The 14,350-nt window shown below is 65.7% G+C and carries 18 protein-coding genes; 2 read left to right on the forward strand and 16 right to left on the reverse strand.

Annotated elements, in window-relative coordinates; translation table 11 throughout:
- Nucleotides 1-93: 93 nt before the first annotated feature.
- From LL964_RS09130 to LL964_RS09155, 6 genes are all read right to left on the reverse strand, one after another.
- Nucleotides 94-312, reverse strand: a complete 219-nt coding sequence (locus tag LL964_RS09130; RefSeq protein WP_104587628.1) for a hypothetical protein — start codon at nt 310-312, stop codon at nt 94-96.
- 323 nt (nt 313-635) lie between these two features.
- Nucleotides 636-1,415, reverse strand: coding sequence for a KilA-N domain-containing protein (locus LL964_RS09135; RefSeq protein ID WP_208621448.1), 780 nt, complete (start codon nt 1,413-1,415; stop codon nt 636-638).
- On the reverse strand, nt 1,412-4,108 hold the full coding sequence (locus LL964_RS09140) for a toprim domain-containing protein (RefSeq protein ID WP_167395339.1): 2,697 nt from the start codon (nt 4,106-4,108) through the stop codon (nt 1,412-1,414). The genes LL964_RS09135 and LL964_RS09140 overlap by 4 nt, the downstream gene beginning before the upstream one ends.
- Nucleotides 4,109-4,325: 217 nt before the next feature.
- Complete coding sequence (locus LL964_RS09145) at nt 4,326-4,601, reverse strand: hypothetical protein (protein WP_104587625.1); 276 nt, start codon at nt 4,599-4,601, stop codon at nt 4,326-4,328.
- A 9-nt stretch (nt 4,602-4,610) separates the two neighbouring features.
- A complete protein-coding gene (locus LL964_RS09150; protein ID WP_104587624.1) occupies nt 4,611-4,931 on the reverse strand; it encodes an ogr/Delta-like zinc finger family protein in 321 nt (106 codons plus the stop codon).
- 2 nt (nt 4,932-4,933) lie between these two features.
- A complete protein-coding gene (locus LL964_RS09155; RefSeq protein ID WP_104587623.1) occupies nt 4,934-5,191 on the reverse strand; it encodes a DNA-binding protein in 258 nt (85 codons plus the stop codon).
- Nucleotides 5,192-5,261: 70 nt separating this feature from the next.
- Between LL964_RS09155 and LL964_RS09160 the strand changes: the two genes are divergently transcribed.
- Together LL964_RS09160 and LL964_RS09165 are read left to right on the forward strand one after the other, a co-directional pair.
- On the forward strand, nt 5,262-5,699 hold the full coding sequence (locus LL964_RS09160) for a helix-turn-helix domain-containing protein (protein WP_104587622.1): 438 nt from the start codon (nt 5,262-5,264) through the stop codon (nt 5,697-5,699).
- Between the two features lie 342 nt (nt 5,700-6,041).
- Nucleotides 6,042-6,287 carry a hypothetical protein gene (locus tag LL964_RS09165; RefSeq protein ID WP_228329412.1) on the forward strand — a complete coding sequence of 82 codons (246 nt, stop codon included), beginning with the start codon at nt 6,042-6,044 and terminating at the stop codon, nt 6,285-6,287.
- Nucleotides 6,288-6,306: 19 nt separating this feature from the next.
- On the opposite strand, the gene LL964_RS09170 is transcribed toward LL964_RS09165, so the two are convergent.
- From LL964_RS09170 to LL964_RS09215, 10 genes are read right to left on the reverse strand one after another with little or no spacing between them, the layout of a single operon-like run.
- Nucleotides 6,307-7,293, reverse strand: coding sequence for a phage late control D family protein (locus tag LL964_RS09170; protein ID WP_104587620.1), 987 nt, complete (start codon nt 7,291-7,293; stop codon nt 6,307-6,309).
- Nucleotides 7,290-7,691, reverse strand: a complete 402-nt coding sequence (locus LL964_RS09175) for a phage tail protein (RefSeq protein WP_104587619.1) — start codon at nt 7,689-7,691, stop codon at nt 7,290-7,292. Before LL964_RS09175 ends, LL964_RS09170 begins: the two co-directional genes overlap by 4 nt.
- Before the next feature lie 12 nt (nt 7,692-7,703).
- Nucleotides 7,704-10,574 carry a phage tail tape measure protein gene (locus tag LL964_RS09180; protein WP_104587618.1) on the reverse strand — a complete coding sequence of 957 codons (2,871 nt, stop codon included), beginning with the start codon at nt 10,572-10,574 and terminating at the stop codon, nt 7,704-7,706.
- A gap of 29 nt (nt 10,575-10,603) precedes the next feature.
- Nucleotides 10,604-10,717 (reverse strand): GpE family phage tail protein, encoded by a 114-nt coding sequence (locus tag LL964_RS09185; protein ID WP_104587617.1) that lies wholly within the window; start codon nt 10,715-10,717, stop codon nt 10,604-10,606.
- Nucleotides 10,718-10,725: 8 nt separating this feature from the next.
- A complete protein-coding gene (locus LL964_RS09190; RefSeq protein ID WP_104587616.1) occupies nt 10,726-11,028 on the reverse strand; it encodes a phage tail assembly protein in 303 nt (100 codons plus the stop codon).
- Between the two features lie 45 nt (nt 11,029-11,073).
- Nucleotides 11,074-11,583 (reverse strand): phage major tail tube protein, encoded by a 510-nt coding sequence (locus LL964_RS09195; protein WP_104587615.1) that lies wholly within the window; start codon nt 11,581-11,583, stop codon nt 11,074-11,076.
- 30 nt (nt 11,584-11,613) lie between these two features.
- Complete coding sequence (locus LL964_RS09200; RefSeq protein WP_104587614.1) at nt 11,614-12,780, reverse strand: phage tail sheath subtilisin-like domain-containing protein; 1,167 nt, start codon at nt 12,778-12,780, stop codon at nt 11,614-11,616.
- A gap of 11 nt (nt 12,781-12,791) precedes the next feature.
- Nucleotides 12,792-13,151, reverse strand: a complete 360-nt coding sequence (locus LL964_RS09205) for a GPW/gp25 family protein (RefSeq protein WP_104587613.1) — start codon at nt 13,149-13,151, stop codon at nt 12,792-12,794.
- Nucleotides 13,148-13,711 (reverse strand): phage baseplate assembly protein V, encoded by a 564-nt coding sequence (locus LL964_RS09210; protein ID WP_104587612.1) that lies wholly within the window; start codon nt 13,709-13,711, stop codon nt 13,148-13,150. Before LL964_RS09210 ends, LL964_RS09205 begins: the two co-directional genes overlap by 4 nt.
- Nucleotides 13,712-13,771: 60 nt before the next feature.
- On the reverse strand, nt 13,772-14,350 hold the full coding sequence (locus LL964_RS09215) for a phage tail protein (protein ID WP_104587611.1): 579 nt from the start codon (nt 14,348-14,350) through the stop codon (nt 13,772-13,774).

Below are 14,350 nucleotides of genomic sequence, written 5' to 3' on the forward strand. Positions count from 1 at the left end.
TCAAAAGGCCACCATCGTGGCCCAGGTGGGTCACTTTTACTTCGGCGCTGTGGGTCAGTTTTACATCGGCGCTAACAATCAGGGCGCGGCGGCTCATTGGCGCACCTCGGCCTGCTCGGCGTTGATCGTTGCAATGGCCGCAGCAACGTCGGCTAGGGTCAGCGCTTCAGGCGTCTTGCCGCTGGCCTGCAGCTTCGCCTGCAGGGCAAGCCAGGCGGTGTGGTTCCAGTCGAGGGTGTTGGCGATCAGGCCGAAATAGTGGGCGATCTGGCGCGCGGCAGCGGCCGGCGCTTCTTGGGCGTCGTAGGACATGCGGAACTCCGTGTGTTGATTGGAATCCGCCGCCCCGACGCCAATCGGGGTGGCGGACGATGCGGGTTGGCGTACCGGACACACGGAACCGGCGGGCCTCGCGGCCCCCTCGCACCGCCCGCCATAGAACTGGCAGGCACGCGCCCGAGCGAATGTCAGGCGAGAAAAAAGCGCCATGCATCGTTCGATGGGCGCCGTTGCGCCGTGTGGATTCGGGACGCCAATCCCGGTCGCCGATTGTGCGGTGACGCGGTAATAGTTGCTCCGTCCCTGGCGCGCTGTCAACGAAAAATTCCTAAAATTTCCAACATGGGCCAGAGCGCTCATTTCGCGAACACCCAGCACTTGATCGCCCGTCCCGTAGCCGGGCTGTTATAAGCACGATTGACGTGTAGCAGCCGCGCGCAGGCACGTAGCGCGCCCGTGAGTGCGGTGGACTCGGGCAACGTGATGCCGCGCCGGCCAGCGCATTGCCGGACCTGGGGCAGGTTGAGCGCCAACACATCTGCGCGGCGCGCATGGTTGTGCAACTGGCCGGCGGCCAGGGCTGTATCGACTGCCAGCCAGAACGTTGCCAGTGTTTTCTGGCTGCTCTGCAGTGCCACCGCCGCTGCAGGCAGCTCGGGCCGTGGCAGATCCAGTGCCAGAGAAAGCTGCGTAGCCTGCGCATGCAGGGCCAGCTGCTCGGCCGGGTGGCTGGCGCGGTAAAGCTGGGTGACCGCTTGCATGCGAGCTCGATGAAGCGCTGCATCAGCAGCCGGCACGCGGACCTTGCTGCCCGGATCAGCGCCTACCAGGGCGTCATAAGCGCGGATGACCTCGATGTGGAAGCGTGGCGAGATCCACATCGCGTAGGCGTAAACCATCTCTTTGGCGACGTAGGTACCCGGCGCGATGCCGCCCCGGATCGAATCGACGGGGGCAAACGCCATTTCTGGCGTTAGCTCAGTGACCAGCAGCTGGAATGTGTTGGTCCGTGTGAAGCGGTTGGGACTGTGGCGTTCCCGTCCACCTGCCGCTTGGTGCAGATCGTTGAGGCAGTAACGGCCAGCGGCATCGCGCCGGACCTGCAGGTTGGCAACGCGCAGTGCGGATCCAGTCATTTCGTGAACACCCAGCATTTGACGGTAGTGCCCGCGCCGGTCAGTTCGTCCTTGAGGATCGCGCTGTTGACGGCCACATTGGCGCCGATGAACTTGTGCCGGCGCGAGTCGCTCAGTAGCGCCCGCAGCACCTTCAGATCCGGCACGCCCTGGCTGAACTGCGCCGCGCGTGCGGCGAAGTGGTTGAGGTTGATGGCGATACGCTGCGCGTCGCGGCTGTGGTTGACCACGGCTTTCCCGTGGCCGGTCGCCTCGAGGTACTCGTAGACCTCCCAGAACTCGTTCACCAGCGCGTGGTCGGCGCTGATCGCCTTCTGACGCTCCAGGGCCATGTCCAGCAACGCCAGGCGCGTTTTCTCGACCATCTCGTCGGAGATGGTGAGAACAAGCCGCAGGCAGTCGAACAGCGCCAGCATCTGCGCGTGGTTCTTGATGACGCGCTCCAGGCGCAGCTCCGGCTGCGCGCGCAGCTTGCCCTCGAACATCTTCACCCGTTCGGCGAACAGGTCCAGGATGGCGCGCTCCTGGCGCACCGCACGCACCAAGAAGTAACTCAGCTCTTCGACCTGCAGGGCGTTGAGGTTGTCGGCCGCGATGCGACTTTCCGTTGTGACGTTCGGCCGCTTGAAGTGCAGCTTGACGATGCGGGTCAGGATCGCCTCGGAGGCGTCTACAGCGGCGTTCTGGCTGATCACAATCGTGCCGCGGAATGGTGGTTCGTAGGTCTCGTTGCCGCCGTTGCGCACGCCGCGTGTCGCCAGGGTGCCGCCGCCGAAGAAGTCCTTGAGCTCGTCCCACTCGAACGTCTTGGCATGCGCCTTGTCCGGCTCACTGCGATCGGCTTCCAGCAGCACGACGGGCATGCCGGATACCTGGCCCATGGCGCGCGCGCGGCCGGCCTTGGACGACTTGGCCGGGTCGAAGCCCTCATAGTCGGACCTGGCCAGCAGCTTCCACAGGAAGGTCAGGAGCGTGGTCTTACCCGCGCCCGCTTCGCCGGTCGCTTCGAGGAACGGGAAGCTCTTGTGCGCAGCGCGGATCTGCTCAGCGAACAGCGAGCCAAACCAGAACGTGAGCGCCACCATGCCATGCGTGCCGAAACACAGCCACAGCCAGGGCAGCCAGTCCGTACGGAACGCCTCTGCGTCGCGCTGGATGTCCAGCCGGATCGACTTCTGCGTGGTCTTGAGCCGCAGTTTGTCGAACTCGAAATAGTCCTCTTCATTAGCAGCCACCAGCTCGCCATCGCGCACGGCGATATCGCCTAGCAGATAGGCATGGTGGTCCTTGCTGTAGCCCACGAAGTCGATGGCCTCCACGGTCTTGATGGTCTCGGTCTGTTCCTCGATCAGCCGATCCAGCTGGTGGCCGCTACCGGTGAACAGTGCGCCAGGCGCCAACGAGATGAGGCGCTTCTTGAACTCGGAGGCGCTTGCGACGTGGCCACCGGTGAAGGTGCCTTTGACGCTGGGCTTGTCGTCCGGAAAGTCGACGCGGAAGTAGTACCAGCTCTCGTCGGTTACTTCGTGGCGCTGGAAGTACAGCGCCTGCGGGTAGCAGCCGGCGATGCGCTGGACTGCACAGGCGGCACGCTTGAGCTTGCGCAGATCCTCCGCTTCCAGTTCGTCATCGCCGTCCGTGTCGTGGTCGCCGAGCTTCTCGCGGCGCAACTTCTCGAAGCGCTGCACGTCGAAGTCGAACCAGAACAGGCGCGAGCCGAATTCCAGCCAGAACTCGGAGCGGCCGTCGTGTTCGAACATCAGCAGGCCCTTGTCCACGGCCGATCGGGCGGTCAGCAAGTCGCCCTGGTAGCGCGCCTCGGTGAGGTCGTTGTTCCATTGCTCGGCATCCTCGGATGCCAGGGCACGCAGGTGCAGGTCGTTCCAGTCGGTCTTCTTGCCGTCGCGCTGGACGATCTGCGCTGCTTGCGACTTGAAGCCCAGCGCCGCTGCGCGCTTGATGTGGCGGTGCGTGTAGCCGTGCGCGCCTGGCTCGTTGTCCAGTCCCCAGACGAGCGTGGGCAGGTCGGCGGCGCGTGCCTTGGCCAACTCGCGCAGCGAGTCTTCCGGATAGGCGTTGGATGACATCGCCGACACCGCGCAGATGCCGTGCTGCAGAAGTGCGATGGCATCGAAGATGCCCTCCACGATCCACACTTCGCGCGCGGTCTGCATGGCGGTCATGGCGGCCGGCGCGGCCCACCACATGCCGGCATAGCTCTGGCCTGGGGCGAATCGGGCCTTCTGCTTGCCAAACCGGTGCGGGCGATCGATCAGCCGCTCCCACCAACCGCCCTTCACCAGGGCAAAGCGCACCGTGGCCGTGCCGGCGCCGATCTTCCGATCGTAGTGGCTGTCCTGGGTGTAGAGGCCTTTGAGGGGCGCCAGGTCGAAGCCGCGCGCAAACTCCAGATATGCGTCTGCTGCCGCGTTGGGCGCGGTCGGTGTCGGCTGGAACCGCTTGGACCAGTCGTCGAACAGGTCATCGTAGAGGTCTTTGACGTGCAGCTCGCGGCCGCACTTGGATTGCCGGCCGCACTTCACTACCCACGGTTTGAGGTGGTGGGTGTAGAGCTCCTTCTTGCTGCAGGACGGGCACTTGCCGCCGCGCATGTAGTGCGTGCCGCTACGGTGCTTGAGCCCGTAGTCCCGTTCCAGACGGGTCAGCACCTGTTGCCGCAGATCCTCTTGCATGGGAGTCCTTACGCGCCCGGCCGGCGCCGGGGCGCAGGCACAGCCGGGGTACCGTCGAGTACGACGTAGGTGCCGCCCGCCACGCGATGAGCCTCGACAGCAGCAGCCAGGGCGTGTGCCTCGGCGTGCTTGGCAGACGGGCGCACCCGCTGCGGCGCATGGGCGGCGGCATCGACAAAGCGCGGCTCCTGCGCGCTGAACCAATCACAGGGCGCTCTCATGCGTTCACCCCGGCCGACGCATTGGCGTGGAACAACACCAGGGCCGAGTTGGTCAGTGCGACCTGGCGCTCATCGCCGCAATCCGCAGTGGCCAGGCCCTGCTGCATGAGCTGGGCGACGACCACGGCACCGAAACGCTGCTGCGTGTCTGCGGGCGCATTGCGGCCGATGTACCCGCATTCGGTGTGCATCAGACCGCCGTGCAGGAGTGCAACCTGCAGGCAAAGCTTCGCCGTGGGCGGCAGTGCCGCCCAATCAAGGGTGTTTCGCATAGGAATGCCTCAGATGAGCGGGAAGACCGGCTCCCCGCCGGTGGTGATCAGATCCAGCTGGCGATCGCCGAGCGACTCGCGGTAAGCCTGGAGCGCCAGGGCGCGTTCAAATGCGGGTGTGGGCGGCAGCTCACTGTGTGCGGTCGGCACGCCGCTCGGACTGGCGATACCGGTGAGCTCCGAGTGGCCGGTGTATGTCGCGCCACACATCGGGTTTTCGCAGACATACGAATCGTGCCGCAGGTACTTGTGCGCCAGCGAGCTAGTGCGCTTGATCAGCCTGCTGCCGCACGACTCACAGCTGAAAACCACCTTCTTCCTGCCGAGCATGCTCACCCCTTAGAACTCTTGGCGGTTGGGATTTGTGTGGCACTATTGGGTGGTGCCTTGAGCCCCAATGCGACTGCCGCCTTGTGCGACTCGCCGTATTTGCCCTGAGATCGGCCGCGGAGCAGGTCATGAACGACTGACCGATCCACACCGTGCTGTCGTGCGAATGCCGAGACCGTCATGCCGTTCGCTTCAAGCCACTGTCGCGCCTGTTGTGGGCTGCGAGGCGTGAACTGCTGCATTTGGCTCTTACGGGACATGTGGCGGTTCCGTTTACTTTTGGGAATTCTGTGGACTTAACTCAACATTGTCAAGTAAGGAAATGCCTGTATGACTGTCGGGAAGCGCCTGAAGGATGAGCGTAAGCGGCTCGACCTGACGCAAGACGAGCTGGCGACCCAACTGGGTGTCACGCGCTATGCGCAGATGAATTTCGAGAAAGACATCAACCTGCCGGGCGGAGCGTATCTGCTGGCCGCTCTGGATCGCGGTGTGGATGTCATGTATGTGCTGTCTGGACACCACGCCCAGATGGATCCTGAAGACGCACGGGTTCTGTCAGCGCTCAGGACTGCGTCAGCCAGTGCGCGCAGCGTTGCACTCGCGGCATTAGGATTGAAAGCAGGTGCATCGCCGAGCGTGCCGAGCGCAGCGCCGACGTTGAACTTCAACAACAGCACAGTGGGTCCGGTGATCTCCAACAACGGCCCCTTAGATCAGCGACATATGCAGATCAACATGGGCGGTCGGAAAAAAAAGAAGTCGTGATCAAGGTCCAGATAGGACAGCTGGTCCTCGCAAAAGAGAGCGTTATCGGCGACCCGTGTCGGACGTTTAGCTTCTGAAGCGCAAACCGAAACTGGCGTCAAAGAAAAAGCCGCCGGTGTGTGCCGGCGGCTTTCGAGGTGTCGGCGCGTTGCTCCATGCGATCCAGTCGCCACCGTCCTGGCAGCGCGAGATGACCTGACATCCACGATGCAAACTACGTCAGCCGCATCTAACCGGCTATCAGGAAATTCCCGCAGATGCTGTAAGGGATGCGCCAATGCGCGGGAGCGTGCGCTACCTTAGAATGCGCGCACATCGACGCAACGACGCATGGATGCCTGCATGATTCGACAGGTTGGCGATTACGTATTGACCGCGCATGCCACGACGGCTGGCGTGATGTTCTTGCCGGAAATTCTGGTATCAAAAAGTGGTGGCCTGACACTGCGCCGGCACCAGCTATCAGCGTCAGGGTACTCCACGTATGCGCAGGCTGTTGCACATGCCCAAAGCGAGCTAGGACTGTATCGGGTGCTGAGTAATGGCTCGCTGTTGATGTGTCATGTCCGGCAAGCCGCCACCGGGTAAGCGGCCCGGGTGCGAGCGCCTACGTGGCAGCTTCCAATTCGAGAGCGGTGGTGAAGCCGCCGGAACCACTGACCGTGTGGGTGGTTCTTGCAATCAGCCACGATTGCCCATCGATCTCCGGTTTGAAGCCGCTCACCTTGATGCGTTGCTCTGGAAACAGATCCGCCCGTCCGAGCGCCAGGGTGCACTCAAACTTCGCCAGACCGCGCTTGACCCGCTCCAGCTCCGCGTGTGCATGCTGGCGCGCCGTGGCTTGGTCCGCATACGACTCGCGCAACTGCTTTGCATTGTCGTCCGTACCCACCAGCACCGATTGCCGCTTCACCTTGGCCTTGTCCATCCAGTACGCGCGCACGCCGGTGTAGGCATCGCGGTCGGCCACCGAGTAGCGGTGTTGGTCGCCGTCGCGGCGCGTCAGAGTGCCCGTGGGCAGCGGCTTGCCGGTTGCCGTGGTGCCTGCGCCGATCGGCGCAAACAGCAGCGCTCCGGCCTTGACCGATGCCACGGCATTGAAGCGTTGCCCGAGGCGCGTGAGCAGGTTCACGTCGCTCTCGTTGGCCTGGTCGAGGTGCGGCAGCGTGATGCCTGCCAGCGCATCAGCCACGCGCGGTGTCAGCCCGTGCTCGCCCGCGAGTGCTTTGAGTACAGCGCTCAGCGTGGTGTCGTGCCAGCTGCGTTCGCGCCGCGTGCGCATGCCGGCCGTGAGGTCTGCGCTGCGCGCACGGACGGTGATGATGTCGGGCGCGCCGCTGTACTCCACTTCGTCAACGAGGAAGCTGCCTTTGTCGACCAGGCCGGTGGCTTTCCAGCCCAGCGCGACGGCCAGGCGCACCCCGCGTTTGGGCAGCGCCATCTTGCCGTCGTGGTCGTGGATGCTCAGGTCTAGTTGGTCTGCATCGCCGCCCCGGCATTCGGTGAGGGTGAGATCGCGCAGGCGCGGCGCGATACGTTCGGTGAGGTCGGTGCCATCGAGCACTACGCGCCACTGCGGAATCGGGTAGCTCATGCGACGATCGCCTCCGGCGGAAAGTAGTCGGCGCGGCGCAGGCTCAGTTGGAACTCGATGCGGCGCGGCGTGCCGTTTGGGAAAAACAGCGACGCCGTCTCGTTGACGGTGAGCAGCAGATAAGCGCCATAGACCCAGCCCGTGCCATCCACCAGCGGCAGCGGCTCGCCGGCCGCTGCCAGCCTGCGCAGCGTGGTCAACGATCCGCGTGTGCCGGTGAGGTCCGGCGCAATCAACCCGGACAGCTCTATGGTCTCATCGCCAGGGCCCAGGAATTGGCTGGCCGCGCGCGCGCCGACGCGCTCAGTGGTGGCGTGGCGCCAGCTCATCTGCCGCTGCAGCTGCAGATAGGCGGCGCTATCGAGGGCAAACACGAACGTGCCGTAGGACATCATCATCGGGGTGGATCCTCAGTCGTCGCGCAGGCTGGAGCGGCGGGTGGCCGCCGTGCGCCGATCACGCTCTTCAAGTTGGCGGGCGACTTCGCGCGCCAGTGCGGCCGCATCCATGCCCGGTGCGGCGTGGACGTGGATGACGTAGCTGTTGCCGCCTGCAGGCGCGCTGGCGGCGCGCGTAGGGGCCGACAGCGGCGCGCGGCTGTCGATCGCCGCCACCGGCGCTGTGGCCGTCGCCAAGGCCAGACCGGCGCCCACGGCGCGCATGCGGTCACCGAGCGCCGTCACCGCTTGCACGGGCGCGCCCTGGCCACGCTGCAGGCCCACGGTGAGGCCCTGCATGGTGAAGTCGCCCAGCTGGGCGAAGACGCGCGAGGGACTGTGGATACCCAATAGGCCCTTGAAGCGGTCGACCACACCGGTACCGACACTGGCGATCGCGCTGCTGGCCGCGCCGAGCTTGGAGCGGATGCCCTGGACAAGGCCGTTGATCATGTCGGCGCCGGCCTGCAGCATCCGGGCCGGCCAGTTGGCCAACTGCAGGTTGATGCCCGCCCACAGCTGCAGCAGCCCCTGGCGGATGCGATCGCCGTTGCCTGTGAACACGCCCACGATCAGCGACCACGTGCCCTGGACGGTTTGCCACACGCCACCGAGGATCTGCTTGATTACCGGCAACACGAACACAAACGCCTGGACGAGCCAACCGATCGCTTTCACCGCCAGCTGCAGCTGGCTGACCAGCACCGCACCGATGATCTGCCCGAAGCCACGCCCGGCCTGCGTTGCACCGTGCAACTGCGCTGTGGTCGCCTCGAACGGCGTCAGCAGCTGCTTGACCCACGCCCAGGCCTGGCCCATCGCGCTGGCCAGCATGTCCCACACCGGGCCCAGCGGTGCGAGCGCGGCCTGCAGTTCGGCCAGCACCGGCGCGGCCACATCGACGATGCCTTGCCACACGCCGATGGCGAAGGCCTTGATGGGGCCCCAGTACTTCCACACCAGCAGCGCTACGGCCGCGACGGCCGCGCCAATCGCCAGCACCGGCAGACTGACGCCTCCGAGCAGCGGCAGCAGCAGGCGCGCGCCGTTGGCCAGCATCGGCAGCACGCGGCCACCGAACGCCAGCCCTTGGCGCAGCAGCGCGCCAAAGCCGCCGCCGCCCGACAGCAGCGCCACGGCGCCGTGGATCTGCGAGAAGGCCATCGCGGCCACGCCGCCGGCCACCAGCAGGCCGCCCAGGATTGTGACCAGCGCGGCGCCAGCGATCGCCGTCTTGGCGATCGCACCCACCAGCACCGGATTGGCGCGGATCCATGTCGTGACCTGGCCGACCACCGCAGCCGTGCGCTCGGTCAGCGCCTTGAACTGCGGCAGCAGGGTCTGGCCAATCGACTGGGACACCACCACGGCGGTGTTTTTCAGCAGCTGCAGCGAGTTGGCCGAGGTGGCCACCCGCGAGGCGTACTCGGCCGACATCGAGCCGCCGTAGCGCTGCGCATCGGCGACTTTGGCGAAGTTGCCCTGCAGCAGCTCCAGATTGGTCAGCAGTGGTGCAATCGCGCCGATAGACTCGCGCCCGAACAGCTGTGTCATGGTCGCGGCCTGCTCGGCCTTGGGCAGTGCGCGCAGCTTCTGCAGCACGGACATGATCGCCCCGCTGGCATCGGTCTGCATCACTTGGGCCATGGCCGTGGCTTTGATGCCCAGCTTGTCGAAGGCCTCGTGCTGGCTCTTGGTGGCCGACTCGCCCGAGGCCAGGGTGAGCAGCATGTTCTTGATGCCGGTTGCCGAGACTTCCGACTCAATACCCATGCCGGCGACCGTGGCGCCCAGGGCGGCCAGTGGTCCGCTCTGCAGGCCGGCGACCTCGCCCAGGGCGCCGATGCGGTTCACCACGGCGCTGATCTTGTTGACGCTGGCCGGCCCCGTGTTGCCGAGATAGTTGATCTTGTCGGCCAGCACGACCACCTCGGCCTGGCCCATGCGGAAGGCGGTGCGCCAGGTGGCCATGGTCTGGCCGGCTTCCTCGGCGCTGCTGTCGAAGGCCACGCCCATCTTGGCCGCGTCCTCGGCGAAGTGGACCAGCTCCTGGCGCGGGATGGCGGCCTGGCCGGCAGCCGCCACGATCTTGGCGATCTCGGCCGGCAGCATGGGCAGGCGCATCGAGAGGTTCTCGACATCGCGTCCCATCTGCGCGAATTGCTGCGGCGTCTTGAAGTCCACGACCTTGCGCACATCGGCCATGGCCGACTCGAACGCCATCGCATCGCTGATCGGCAGTGCCGAGGCGCGCAGGGCGCGCTGCCCGGCAAAGGCCATGCCGGCGCCGTAGGCACTTGCCTGCAGGCCGGCGCTCTGCATCCGGGCGCTGCGACGTTGCGCGGTGTCGATCGCCGCCAGGCGCTGCTGCTGGGCGCGCATGGCGGTGTTGGTGCTCTCGATCTCGCTACGCAGGCGGCGCTCGTGCGTGACCAGCTCACGCGTACTGATCCCGGCCGTCTCCAGACGGCCGCGCAGCCGCTGCAGGCCGGCCTCCTGTGCACCGTGGGCGGCCTTCAGCTCGCGGGCGGTGCGCACGGCGCGCTCGAACTCGGCCGTCATCGCGGCCGTGGGCGCGCCGGTGGTCTTCATCTGCTGGGCGAGCGTGCGCACTGACTGGCGCTGCGCATCGAGCGCGGCCTTGGCGCGCTGTGCCATGGCCACCTGTTCGCGGTAGGCGCCGATGTCGCGGTGCTGGCTGTTGAGCTGGCGCAGCGCATCGCGCTGGCTCCGCAGTGCAGTGGCAACGCCACGGCTACCGCTCAGAACACGCCGGAACGGGCCGGTGGCGCGGTCGACAGCGGCCAGGATGACCTGCAGGCGCAGATTGTCGGAGGCCGCCATCTAGGCGGCCTCGTTCTTGGGGTGGCGCATCATTCGGCTCCGCTTCGCAGGCGGGCACGCTCGCGCCACGCCGAGAGTTCGTGTAGCGACCAGCCGTCCATCTCCGATGGCGGCCAGTGGAAGATGGCCGCGATGTCGGCCATCGCGTCCTCTACGCAGTCGGGAAGTCCGCTTCCCTCTGCGCCTTCGGCAAGAAAAAAACCTGCACCTCCTGGCCGACCGCGAGCAGGTCGGCTGGATCCATCGCATTGACGTCGGCGGTGGTCAGCGTGGGCGAGGAAATGCGCGGCAGCAGTGCTGCCATTGCGGTGACATCCAGCTGCAGCACGTCGGTGAGCTTGAGGCCACGCAGTTCGCCTGCGCCGGGCTTGCGCACCTTGAGGTCGGTGATGGTCTGCTCGCCGCGCACGATCGGCTGGTCGAGGGGAATGGCTGGGGAAAAGGTCGGGGTCATCGGAAGGTCTCAGGGCTGAGGCCTGGCGGCGCCAGGCCAGAAGGGTCAGGCGCCGATAGCACGGCGGTGCGGGGCGAGCAGGTCTACGCCGTTGACGATCTCGATCATGTTCATCAGATCGATCTCGATCACGGGTGCGCCGTTGATGCTGAGCTTGTAGTAGCTGGCCGAGGTCTTGACCGAAAATTCGTTGTCGTCGCCGGGCTTGGCGTTACCCGGATCAATCTCCTTATGACGGCCACGCACGACCACTTCCACCGCATCCACATCGCCGCTGTCATCGCGTTGATAGGCGCCGGCAAAGCGCAGCTGCACGGCGTTGTGCGTGGTGGCGCCGTACTGGTTCAGCACGCTGCGCATCAGGCCACCACACTTCCATTCGAGCTCGATCTTCTCCTGACCGAAGTCGATGTCGACCGGGCCATTCATACCGCCACCGCGATATTCCTCCATCTTGCGGGACAGCGTGGGCAGCTTCACTTCGACCACTTGGCCGAGATAGCTCTCACCGTCGTTGAACAGGTTGAGCGCTTTGAGTTTCTTGGGTAACGCCATGGGGTTCTCCGGGAATCTGAGTCAGGTGCGTCAGGCGTTGACGCGCTCGGCGAAGTCGGCCAGGTAGCTGGTGGTGATCTTCTGGTACAGCTGCAGGTTCTCCAGCGGCGGTACCGGGGTGTAGTCGTAGTCGATGCGCAGCGCGCCGTCGGCGAGCGTGGTGGCGCTGTTGACGGTGCCGTCGTACCAGGCGTTGGCATCGATCAGGTAGCCGGACGACTTCAGGTCGCGGAACTTGGCGTTGATCGTTTCGATCAGGTCTTTGACCAACGAGGGGTGCATCGGCTTGTCGACGTAGAACGCCACACCCTCGGCGATGGTGTCGGCCAGGATCTGTGCGGTACGTGTGGCCGTCTCGAACGCAAACATGCTGTCTTCGGCGCACGTGCGCGATCCCCAGAAGCGTTGCCCGTTGAACGTCACCAGCGTGGTGATGTCGCCCTCGTTGAGGACGCCGGCATCGGTGGCCGGATCCTGCAGATCCCAGTGCACATCCTTCGAGATGCCGGTGACACCAGCCACCGGCACGTTGGACAGGCTCTTGTGCCAGCCCTGCTCGGTGTCGATCTTGGCGCGCAGGCCGAGTGCACGCGCAGTGGCATACGCTGCCGTGGTGGTGCTGGTGGCGGTATTGAAGGCCAGGAAGTCCGGCCAGATCAACATCAGCTCGCGGTCGCTGAACTGCCCACGGTAGGTGACCGCCTCGGCGACGGTCTCGGCGACCGGGCGCACATAGGCCATCGCGCGCAGCTTCTTGGCGATGGTGGCCAGCGCCTTTGCGACCGGCAGCGTGTCCAGCCCGGGCGCGCCCAGAATGCGCGGACGCACGCCCAGCTGCGCCTGCGCGGCGAGCAGCGCATACAAGCCGGTGTAACCGTTGGACTTGGGCTCGCCGATCACGTTTGCGGTGGTCTTGGCTGCATCCGCGTTTTCGGCCACACGCACCACGATGGTCACCGGGTTGGTCTGGTCGGCAATGCCCTGCAGCGCCGCTCGCAAGGTGCCCTGGGTGCCGGCGCTGGCGATCGCACCGAGGACATCGGTGATCAGCACCGCCTTGTTGAGCGGGAAGATGGTGGCGTCCGCATCGGCGGCCGTGGCGACCAGGCCGACGACAGCGGTGGAGACGGTGCGGATGGTGCGCGTGCCGGCGCTGACTTCGATGACGCGAACGCCGTGGTGGTAGGCAGTGGACATGGATTCCTCAATCAGGACGTGCGGAAGCGGAGCGGGATGGTCAGGCGCGAGCGCGCATTGGCGGGGGCGACGTCGGTGCGGTCGCCCTCAAGGGTCAGCACGAAGCTGCCGGGTACTTCGCCGACGACCAGATCGACGCGCGTCAGGCGCAGACGCGGCTCCCAGCGCATCAAGGCGGTCGCGGTCGCGCCGTAGAGCAGCGTGCGCGTGGCGCCGTTGAAGGGTTGGTCAATCAGTTCGGGCAGCAGCGAGCCGAAGTCGCGGCGTTGCTCGCGCGTGCCGATGGGCGTGGTGAGGATGCAGGCGATCGACTGGGCGAGGTGTTGCTCGCCCTGGATCACGCGGCCGGTGGTGGCATCGACGCCGATCACTGCGGGCCGCCACTGAGTGCGCTGCCGGCGGTCACGCCGGTGGTCTTGTGGTTCTTGAGGCTGATCCCGCCGCCTACGACATCGGTGGTCGCAGTCGCAGTGCCGGCGATCATGGCATCACCGTTGAGCGTCGTCTCGCCGTTGACGGTCAGCGGCCCGTTGAGCGTGATGCCGCCATCGGCCGTGATGGTCGCCGTGCCGCCGCTGGGCAGCGTGGCCTGCAGCACGTGCGCATCGGTGTTGTAGTGGATCTGCGCGCCATCGGCAAAGCGCAGCACGTGCAGCGTGTCGGATGCAGCAGGCGCTGCGAATTGGTCGGAGTACAGGCCGCGTAGCACCAGCCCATCGGCCAGGTCGCCGGCCGGCGACAGCACCACGACTTGTTCGCCGATTGCCGGCGCCGACCAGATGATGGTGGTGCCGGCGAGCGTGACGACCCAGGGCAGATAGTCGGTCAGCATCTCGCCGACCTGCACGCGGCATCGCGCGTGGGCCAGATTCACCTCGGCGACGGCGCCGAGGCGAATGGCATTACTCAATGCGGAAGATGCGTTGCCCATGCAGCCATGGTGGGCGGCTGCACGGCTCTAGGCACGACAGATGAGACGTACCGCTTGGGGCTACATTTCGGCAACGTCGGACGCGCGTGGCTGCACGATCCAACTCTGCGCTGCTTCGTCCCATTGCAACGTCCCGTCAACCGTCATGGGCGGTGCAACGGTGGTCAGCTGCCCGGGCAATGCGATGCCGGCGGCCAGGCGTGGTGCGATCGCGCCGGTGGCCTTCTCCCAGACCAGGGTCGCACTGTAATCGGGATCTGCGCGCCAGCTGGCGCGTGCATCGTCCCATACGTTACGGCGGAAGTCGCTGGGAAGAAAGGCGATCGGCTGCGAGGTGGTGCAGCTCTGTGGCAACGCATCACCCAATGCCAGCGTGTTGGCGACGGGTGCGGCGGTGTCGGTGCTGTAGAGCATGACGCCGCGATAGTCTGGGACCACCTCCCAGCTTCCGGTCGCTGTCGACAGACGGTGCCGCTGATACAGAGCTGCAGTCGGAGCTGGCGCAATGGCTACCGTGTTGGGAGGCAGTGGGTAGCGTCCCTCCATTTCGGAGAGGTAGACGGTCACCGGGCCAATGAATTCGCCGGTGGTGGCGTCGAAGGCGTAGGCGGTGCTGGTGGGCGGGAGGGTATTGGTCAT

Origin of the sequence: Xanthomonas melonis (assembly GCF_020783655.1) — a bacterium.
Classification (GTDB): Bacteria; Pseudomonadota; Gammaproteobacteria; order Xanthomonadales; family Xanthomonadaceae; genus Xanthomonas; species Xanthomonas melonis.